Raw genomic sequence first — 765 nt, forward strand, 5'->3', positions numbered from 1 at the left:
TCCTCGCTTCAGCGCGCTCAGCCCCTGAATCTCATACAGCGGATAATGGCTGTGTGATTCCGATGCCAGCGCCGCTTCCTGCACCTGCTGCAGCAGCGCCGTTACACTCTGCTCGGGGGAACTGCTGACCCGTACCGGCGTCGTATTAATAAACAGGCCGATCATCCGCTCGATCCCTGGAACTTCCGCCGGTCTCCCCGATACCACCGCCCCGAATACTACATCACCGCTCTGGTTGTACTTCTGCAACAGTAGTCCCCAGATCGTCTGCATCACTGTGTTCGGCGTCACCTGGGCCTGGCGGGCCAACTGTTCCAGCTCCCGGGTCATCCCCACATCCAGACGGAAGGCATGCTCCTGCAGCTCAGCTCCCGCAGGCCCTGCTGTCCAAGGCGCTCGCGGCACACTCGCCTGTTGCTCATAGTTCGCCAAGTACCGGCTCCAGTACTGCCGCGCCGCTTTCCCGTCCTGCTGATTCAGCCATTGCATGTATCGGCTAAACGGCTCCACGGGCCCTAGCTCCATCGGGCGCTTCGTCTGCAACCCGCGATAAATCGCCATGAGCTCCTGCATCAGAATACTCGTGCACCAGCCGTCCATAAGGATGTGATGGAAGCTCCAGATGACATGCTGACATCCCTTCTCCCCGATCACGATCGTGGCGCGCATCAGCGCATCCCGGCTCAGGTCAAAGCCGCTTTGCCGGTCTTCCTGCTGGATCGTCTCCAGATCACCTGACCCTTCCCTCACCCGCAGATCGACTTG

At 60.4% G+C, this 765-nt stretch carries 1 protein-coding gene; it reads right to left on the reverse strand.

What is annotated here, in order from left to right:
* Positions 1 to 765, reverse strand: a 765-nt coding sequence (locus ACQ76X_RS36080; protein WP_438498689.1) for a condensation domain-containing protein, incomplete at both ends; no start/stop codon positions are given.

Origin of the sequence: Paenibacillus sp. IHBB 3054 (genome assembly GCF_051594305.1) — a bacterium.
Lineage (GTDB): Bacteria > Bacillota > Bacilli > Paenibacillales > Paenibacillaceae > Paenibacillus_AQ.